At 65.7% G+C, this 6531-nt stretch carries 8 protein-coding genes; 2 read left to right on the forward strand and 6 right to left on the reverse strand.

Annotated elements, in window-relative coordinates:
- Both DBR20_RS22350 and DBR20_RS11760 read left to right on the forward strand, forming a co-directional pair.
- The coding region (locus tag DBR20_RS22350) for a hypothetical protein (protein WP_219927807.1) at nucleotides 1-327 on the forward strand (327 nt) is incomplete at its 5' end.
- 60 nt (nucleotides 328-387) lie between these two features.
- On the forward strand, nucleotides 388-1902 hold the full coding sequence (locus tag DBR20_RS11760) for an acetyl-CoA hydrolase/transferase family protein (protein ID WP_100460007.1): 1515 nt from the start codon (nucleotides 388-390) through the stop codon (nucleotides 1900-1902).
- 137 nt (nucleotides 1903-2039) lie between these two features.
- Here the strand turns inward: DBR20_RS11760 and DBR20_RS11765 are convergent, their stop codons facing one another.
- The 6 genes from DBR20_RS11765 to DBR20_RS22130 form a co-directional block, all read right to left on the reverse strand.
- Complete coding sequence (locus DBR20_RS11765) at nucleotides 2040-3401, reverse strand: VOC family protein (protein WP_108266292.1); 1362 nt, start codon at nucleotides 3399-3401, stop codon at nucleotides 2040-2042.
- Nucleotides 3402-3563: 162 nt separating this feature from the next.
- Complete coding sequence (locus tag DBR20_RS11770) at nucleotides 3564-4052, reverse strand: hypothetical protein (protein ID WP_108266293.1); 489 nt, start codon at nucleotides 4050-4052, stop codon at nucleotides 3564-3566.
- Nucleotides 4053-4083: 31 nt separating this feature from the next.
- The gene (locus tag DBR20_RS11775) at nucleotides 4084-4836 is read right to left on the reverse strand and encodes an HAD family hydrolase (protein ID WP_108266294.1); all 753 of its coding nucleotides are present in this window, start codon (nucleotides 4834-4836) and stop codon (nucleotides 4084-4086) included.
- Nucleotides 4837-4933: 97 nt separating this feature from the next.
- A complete protein-coding gene (locus DBR20_RS11780) occupies nucleotides 4934-5353 on the reverse strand; it encodes an EF-hand domain-containing protein (RefSeq protein WP_108266295.1) in 420 nt (139 codons plus the stop codon).
- Between the two features lie 227 nt (nucleotides 5354-5580).
- The gene (locus tag DBR20_RS11785; RefSeq protein WP_108266296.1) at nucleotides 5581-5952 is read right to left on the reverse strand and encodes a hypothetical protein; all 372 of its coding nucleotides are present in this window, start codon (nucleotides 5950-5952) and stop codon (nucleotides 5581-5583) included.
- Nucleotides 5953-6198: 246 nt separating this feature from the next.
- On the reverse strand, nucleotides 6199-6342 hold the full coding sequence (locus tag DBR20_RS22130; RefSeq protein WP_181393071.1) for a hypothetical protein: 144 nt from the start codon (nucleotides 6340-6342) through the stop codon (nucleotides 6199-6201).
- Nucleotides 6343-6531 lie beyond the last annotated feature (189 nt).

Consider the following 6531-nt stretch of genomic DNA (forward strand, 5'->3'; position numbering starts at 1 on the left):
GGCGAGGGTCATACCCTGATTCTCGCGGGGTCGGATCCCTTTGCCAACGGCGAAGGGCTGTTACCCGTTGCTGCGATCCTGCCGAAGGTTGCTGGGGTTGCCAGCCAGCGGCCGGCACTACCAATAGTGCAGACCACGTATTCATACTGGGCGACAGGCAATAAAAAAGCCCGCTTGCAGCGAACTGCCAGCGGGCTCTGCTCCCTCCCCCACGTCGGGATGCAGGGCCATCGTGCGGTGTACGAAAGTACTTTGCACGCTGCACTGCAAAACAAAACCGGCGGGTATGGGAGAGGCGTTGCCGGAAACACCATTCCACGAAGGTAGAACGCCCCGTACGGCAGGGGATGGCCGATAATCGGGATTCCCCCCAGAAACGCTGTCGTCATGACTGTTGATCGCATCGCCAACGCGCGTCTTCGTGACCGCGTGGTCTCCGCCGAGGCCGCAGCCGCGCTGATCCAGCCCGGTGAAACCGTGGCCATGAGCGGCTTTACCGGCTCCGGTTACCCCAAGGCCGTTCCCGTGGAACTGGCCCGCCGCATCGAATCGGTGCATGCCCAGGGCCTGCCCTTCCAGATCAGCCTGATGACCGGTGCGTCCACTGCGCCGGAACTCGATGGCGCGCTGGCCAAGGCCGATGGCATCGCCATGCGCATGCCGTTCCAGAGCGACCCGGATGCGCGCAACCGCATCAACGAGGGCAAGCTGGATTACATCGACATCCACCTCAGCCACGTTGCCCAGCACGTCTGGTTCGGCTTCTACGGCGAGATCGATACCGCCGTGGTCGAGGTCTCGGCCATCCGCGAAGATGGTTCGCTGGTGCCGTCCACCTCGCTGGGTAACAACAAGACCTGGCTGGACCTGGCCAAGAAAGTGATCATCGAGGTCAACGAGTGGCAGCCGGCCGGCGTCGACGGCATGCATGACATCTACTATGGCACCGCGCTGCCGCCGCACCGCAAGCCGATTCCGCTGGTCAATGCCAACGACCGCATCGGCGAGACCGCGCTGCGCTGCGACCCGGACAAGATCGTGGCGGTGGTGCGCACCAACGGCCCGGACCGCAACAGCCCGTTCAGCCCGATCGATGCGACCAGCGAGCAGATCGCTTCGCACCTGATCGAGTTCCTCAAGCACGAAGTGAAGCGCGGCCGCCTGCCGGCCAACCTGCTGCCGCTGCAGTCGGGCGTGGGCAACATCCCCAACGCGGTGCTGGCCGGCCTGGCCAAGAGCGGTTTCCGCGACCTGGCCGCGTTCACCGAAGTGATCCAGGACGGCATGCTCGACCTGCTGCGCGACGGCGTGCTGAGCTATGCCTCGTGCACCGGCTTCGCACTGAGCCCGCAGGCCAACGAGACGTTCAAGGAGAACATCGATTTCTACCGTGAGCGCATCATCATGCGCACGCAGGAAATCTCCAACCATCCGGAACTGGTGCGCCGCCTGGGCTGCATCGGCATGAACGGCATGATCGAGGTGGACCTCTACGGCAACGTCAATTCGACGCACGTGATGGGCACGCGGATCATGAACGGCATCGGCGGTTCGGGCGACTTCGCGCGCAATGGTTTCCTGTCGGCGTTCCTGAGCCCGTCGACGGCGAAGAACGGCACCATTTCGGCGATCGTGCCGATGGCCAGCCACGTCGACCACACCGAGCACGACGTGTCGGTGATCGTGACCGAACAGGGCCTGGCCGATCTGCGCGGCCTGACCCCGCGCAAGCGCGCGCAGGTGCTGATCGACAACTGCGCGCATCCGGACTTCCGCGCGCAGCTGCAGGATTACTTCGACCGCGCCAGCCGCGAGAGTTACGGCAAGCACACCCCGCACCTGCTGCCGGAGGCATTGTCGTGGCACCAGCGATGGCTGGATACGGGCACGATGAAAGGCTGATTGCGTTCGGGGTCAGAGCCCTTTTCGGCCGAAAAGGGATCTGACCCCAGGTACGGACATCGGTTCGCCGGGCATGGCCCGGCGCTACCCGCATCGCACCTTGGTAGCGCCGGGCCATGCCCGGCGGGTTTGTCGTATCAGGCGCGCAGGCTCGCCAGCGATTCGGCCTGGATGCGCTCGTAGATCTCGAACTCATCATTCACCGCCGCGCCCAGCGCCTGTTCGAAGGCTTCGCGATTGGCATGTGCGGCGTATGCGCGCTGTTCGCCACCGCCGAGGTTCGACTGGAAGATGCCTGCGGCACTGACCGGCAGGAAGTCCTCGTAGACGATCGGATCGGCCGTGGCCAGGCCGGCAGCCACCAGCACTTCGGCCGGCAGATCGGCCACGCGTTCCGGCGCCGCGCGGCCCGCGTCGGTCAGCTGGTAGCGGTAGTAGCCCAGGCCTTCCTGGCGCAGGGTGTCATGGTCATCCGGGAAGCTGGCAAACACCGCCCGCAGGCGCTGGCCGTAGTCACCACCGGTGCTGCCCGCGCCGCCGGCATCGCGCGCCTGCGTCAGCAGCTGGTCGTACAGCGCGCGGCCCTTCGCGGTCAGTGCCAGGCCGCGCTGTTCGATCTCGCCGAAGCGCGCGGTATGGGTGCCGGCGTCGCCGCCCTCGTTGTCCGGGAAGTGCACGGCCTCTTCCAGGGCCTTGAAGCTGGTCTGCCGCAGCAGGATCGGGCAGGCGCGGCGCGGCGGGCCCTCGATCACCGCCTTGGCAGCCATGCCGTGCTCGATCATTGCCGCCTGTGCAGCGTCGATGTCCAGCGTGCGCGGGGTCAGGTGATTGATGTGCGGGCCACGGAAGCTGACCACATCGGCCACCAGCCGGTGCGCCTTGTGCAGGGCGTGGTAGGTCGGCAGATCAACGGTGGCGTCGCCATGCCAACGGAAGGTCTCCAGCGACTGTTCGACAAAGCGCTCGGCATCGGCCTCTGTCAGGCCACCATCGCGTTCGGCCTGGTCGATCAGCGCCAGCGCGTCGTCGGTGAAGATGCGGCGGCGAGCGAGGATCTCGGCCGACTGCGCACGCAGCACCTCGTCTTCGATCAGCTCCAGGCGCAGCAGCGAGGTGAACACGCGGAACGGGTTCAATGCCAGCGCAGCGGCGGTCAGCGGGCGGAAGGCCGTGGAATGCACCGGCACGCCGGCCACCGACAGATCGTAGTAGCCCACCGGGTACATGCCCATCACCGCGAACAGGCGGCGCAGGGTCGCCAGTTCCTGCGGGGTGCCGACGCGGATCGCGCCATGGCGTTCTTCATCCAGGCGGGCGCGCTCGTCGTTGCGCAGCAGCTGCGCGGCCAGCGCCGGGTCCTGCGCCAGGACCTCGGTGTTGATCCGCTCCACCAGTTCCACCAGCGTGCCGTACAGCGGCACTTCGGTGCGGTACATGCGGGACATGGCCTGGGCGAACAGGCGGCGGATCACATCAGGCGAAACGAAAGAGGCGCTCATCAGTCACTCGATTACGGGAACGGGGAACGGCGAGAACCCGTATTGTCGCCGGAGTGCGCGGCCGCGGCGATACGCAGAGCAGCATGAAGAACATCGGTAGCGCCGGGCCATGCCCGGCGAACCCCAGGGCCGCGCTGCGCGCTCGCCGGGCGTGGCCCGGCACTACCGTTTCAGCTGGCGCTTCAGCGTGGCATCCAGGGTGATCGGCCGGTCCCAGTGCTGGTAACTGGCCACGATGGCGTGGCGCACGGCCCGGTAGTGCAGGTTCTGCGGCTTGGCGGGCATCCGCTTCACCACCGCCTCCCAGCCGCCCTCGGGGTCCTGGCTGAAGGCGCGAACGCTGTCGCGGCAGGTCTGGCCACTGGCCTTGGCCCAGAAGCAGGCGAAGTAGATGTCACCGGCCTGCCACTGGTGGGTGGTGGCCAGCGCGGCGATGTAGCCGCGCGGTACACCGGCATAGCGCGATACCTCGTCGAGGAAGGCATCGGGGTAACGCTCGGCGTAGTGGTTGATGTCGGCCAGCTGGGTGTCGACCCAGGCGTCGCCGGTATCCACCTCGTAGGTCGCCGAACGTTCGGCGGTCTGCTGGGCCAGCACGATGGCCGGCGCCAGCAGCAGGGACAACAGCAGCGCTCGCAGTGGCAGTTTCATGATCCGATTCTGCCGCAGCGGGCGCGCCGTGTCAGGCCGCGGCAGCGGCCTTGGCCTCGATCGTCGCCAGCGCGGCCGGCCAGTCCCAGGCGCTATCGGCGTTGACCATGCGCGGTTCGTCGTCGGCCACGCCGTGCTGGGTCTCGTGCGCCCAGGTCACCGCGTACGGGGTATGGATGCCCCAGCCGCCGAGGGTGATCACCGGTTCGATATCCGAGCGCAGCGAATTGCCGACCATCACGAACTGCTGCATCGGCAGGTCGAATTCGGCCAGCACGCGGGCATAGGTTTCCGGATCCTTCTCGGACACGATCTCGATGCGCGGGAACAGGTCGGACAGCGCCGCCACCTTGATCTTGGCTTCCTGGTGGAACAGGTCGCCCTTGGTGATCAGCACCACCGGGTACTGCGCGGCGATGGCCGCCACCGACTCGCGTACGCCGTCGATCAGTTCAACCGGATGGCGCAGGGTGTCGTGGCCGATGTCGAGGATGCGCTGGATGTCCTTGGCCTCGATGCGCTGCGAGGTGATCTCGATGGCCGCTTCGATCATCGACAGCGTCATGCTCTTCACCCCGTAGCCGAACACGCCGAGGTGGCGCTGCTGCACTTCCAGCAGGTGGCGGGCGGTCTGGGTGTCGTGGACGTCGATGTAGCGCGACAGCAGGTCCAGGTAATCCTGCTCGGCCTTGCGGTAGTAGTCCTCGCTCTTCCACAGCGTGTCGTCACCGTCAAAACCGACCAGGCCGATGGCGCGCGAAGGCGCAGGCGTGGAGGTGTTCATCGCCCTAGGATACAGGCGCGGAGATGACGAAAAAAACCCGGGTGGCCGAAGCCACCCGGGTTGCCCATGCACCGGTTGTCCCGAATTCAACCGTGGATCAGCGGCCCTGCCCTGCGGTCGTGCCACCCGCGCCGGCACCGGCCTGCTGGGCGGCCACATAGGCCTTGTACTCGTCGGCGCTCAGCTGGCCGTCCTTGTTGGCATCAGCCTGGTCGAACACCTGGGCAAGGCCCGCATTCACCTGAGCTTCGCTCTTGCTGATGGTGCCGTTGCCATCGGTATCGATGCTGGCCCAGGTCTGGCCACCGCCATTGGCCTGCGCCGATGCTGCCGCGGCCGCATCGGTCGCCTGGTCGGCGGCCTGGCCTGCCTGTGCCGCTGACTGCTGGGCCTGCGCTGCTTCGTTCTGTGCATGCGCGGCCTGCTGCTTGGCCGTCTGCGCCATCGCCGGGATGGCCAACACGCTGCCGGCGGCGACGATCAGGGCGATCAGGGGCTTGCGGTTGCGAATAGTCATCTGGGGTGTCTCCTGAAGGGTGGTAGTGCGCGGTCGTTGTCTCCGCACGGCACCTACCCTGCCACCGCATTTCTGAATCGATTTTGCGCCGCGATCGACGCGAACACGCATGGTTAACCACTCACGCAGACGCATGCTTTAGCGCGGTGGTTAGTACGAAGTGAGCAGGGAGTAAGACGAGCATTCAGCGCTACCGGATTTAACCGGCAGCAAACGAAAAACCTGCGTCAGTCGACGGTTTTTTCCGATGACCGCGAACTGAACAACACCCATCCCAATGCAACACCGGAGAGCGCACCGGCGATTTCCAGCACCACGCGGCTGCCCAGTTCGTTCGGATCGTGGATGGTGGACAGGAACAGGCGCGCATACAGCGGCGACTCCAGCCGCACGATGCCCATGTAGAACAGTTTCCAGGCGTCGATGCCGGCAGAGATGATCACCGCGATGACGCACGACCAGCCGATCGCATGGCCCACGGTCCAGTGCAGCAGCCGGCACAGGTGGTGCCACAGGAAATACACCAGCAGGCCGACCATCAGAGCGATGAGGCCCGCTTCGAGCGTACCAAACAGGCCGAAATGCAGGGGAAGGTTCATCGGGCGGGGACGCAGGAGAAGGCGGCCAGTGTAAGGGTATCGGCAGGGCTGCGCCCCTGCACCGCAGAGGCCACTGCGCAAGCAACAGCAACAGCAACAGCGGCATCCCGTGGGATGGCGGGGCGGTGTCGGATTGCGGGGACGCCGCAAGTACGTCCTTGTAGGCTCAGCCGCGCCATCCATGGCGCGGATGCCCCGCAATCCGACACCGCCCCGCCTTCGACAGATTCCCGGTGGCTGATGGATTCACGCCATGCGTGGATGAATCTCCATCGAGATCGAATATCTCGACAATTGATCGAAGATCATCCACGCATGGCGTGGATCTACGTGTCGACCAAGGTCGACACCCACCACAAGGCCGATACCCGCCAACAGCAGCAATGCCATCCAGACAGGTTGCGGATATCTGTCGAAGGCGGGGTGGGTCCGGTTGCGGGGGTGTCCGCGGCATGAATGCCGCGGCCAAGCCTACAGGGACGTATTTACGGCGTCCCCCGCAACCGGACCCCCCCCGCCATCCCACGGAATGCCAGCTTCTGCTGTTGCTGTTGCTGTTGCTCGCGCAGTGGCCTCGGC

This window comes from Stenotrophomonas sp. HMWF023, from assembly GCF_003060985.1.
Lineage (GTDB): Bacteria > Pseudomonadota > Gammaproteobacteria > Xanthomonadales > Xanthomonadaceae > Stenotrophomonas > Stenotrophomonas lactitubi.

Excerpts from the sequence above, each read along its gene's own strand:
- DBR20_RS11760 (WP_100460007.1), top strand. The coding sequence starts at position 388 with ATGACTGTTGATCGCATCGCCAACGCGCGTCTTCGTGACCGCGTGGTC.
- DBR20_RS11765 (WP_108266292.1), bottom strand. The coding sequence starts at position 3,401 with ATGAGCGCCTCTTTCGTTTCGCCTGATGTGATCCGCCGCCTGTTCGCC.
- DBR20_RS11770 (WP_108266293.1), bottom strand. The coding sequence starts at position 4,052 with ATGAAACTGCCACTGCGAGCGCTGCTGTTGTCCCTGCTGCTGGCGCCG.
- DBR20_RS11775 (WP_108266294.1), bottom strand. The coding sequence starts at position 4,836 with ATGAACACCTCCACGCCTGCGCCTTCGCGCGCCATCGGCCTGGTCGGT.
- DBR20_RS11780 (WP_108266295.1), bottom strand. The coding sequence starts at position 5,353 with ATGACTATTCGCAACCGCAAGCCCCTGATCGCCCTGATCGTCGCCGCC.
- DBR20_RS11785 (WP_108266296.1), bottom strand. The coding sequence starts at position 5,952 with ATGAACCTTCCCCTGCATTTCGGCCTGTTTGGTACGCTCGAAGCGGGC.
- DBR20_RS22130 (WP_181393071.1), bottom strand. The coding sequence starts at position 6,342 with ATGGCATTGCTGCTGTTGGCGGGTATCGGCCTTGTGGTGGGTGTCGAC.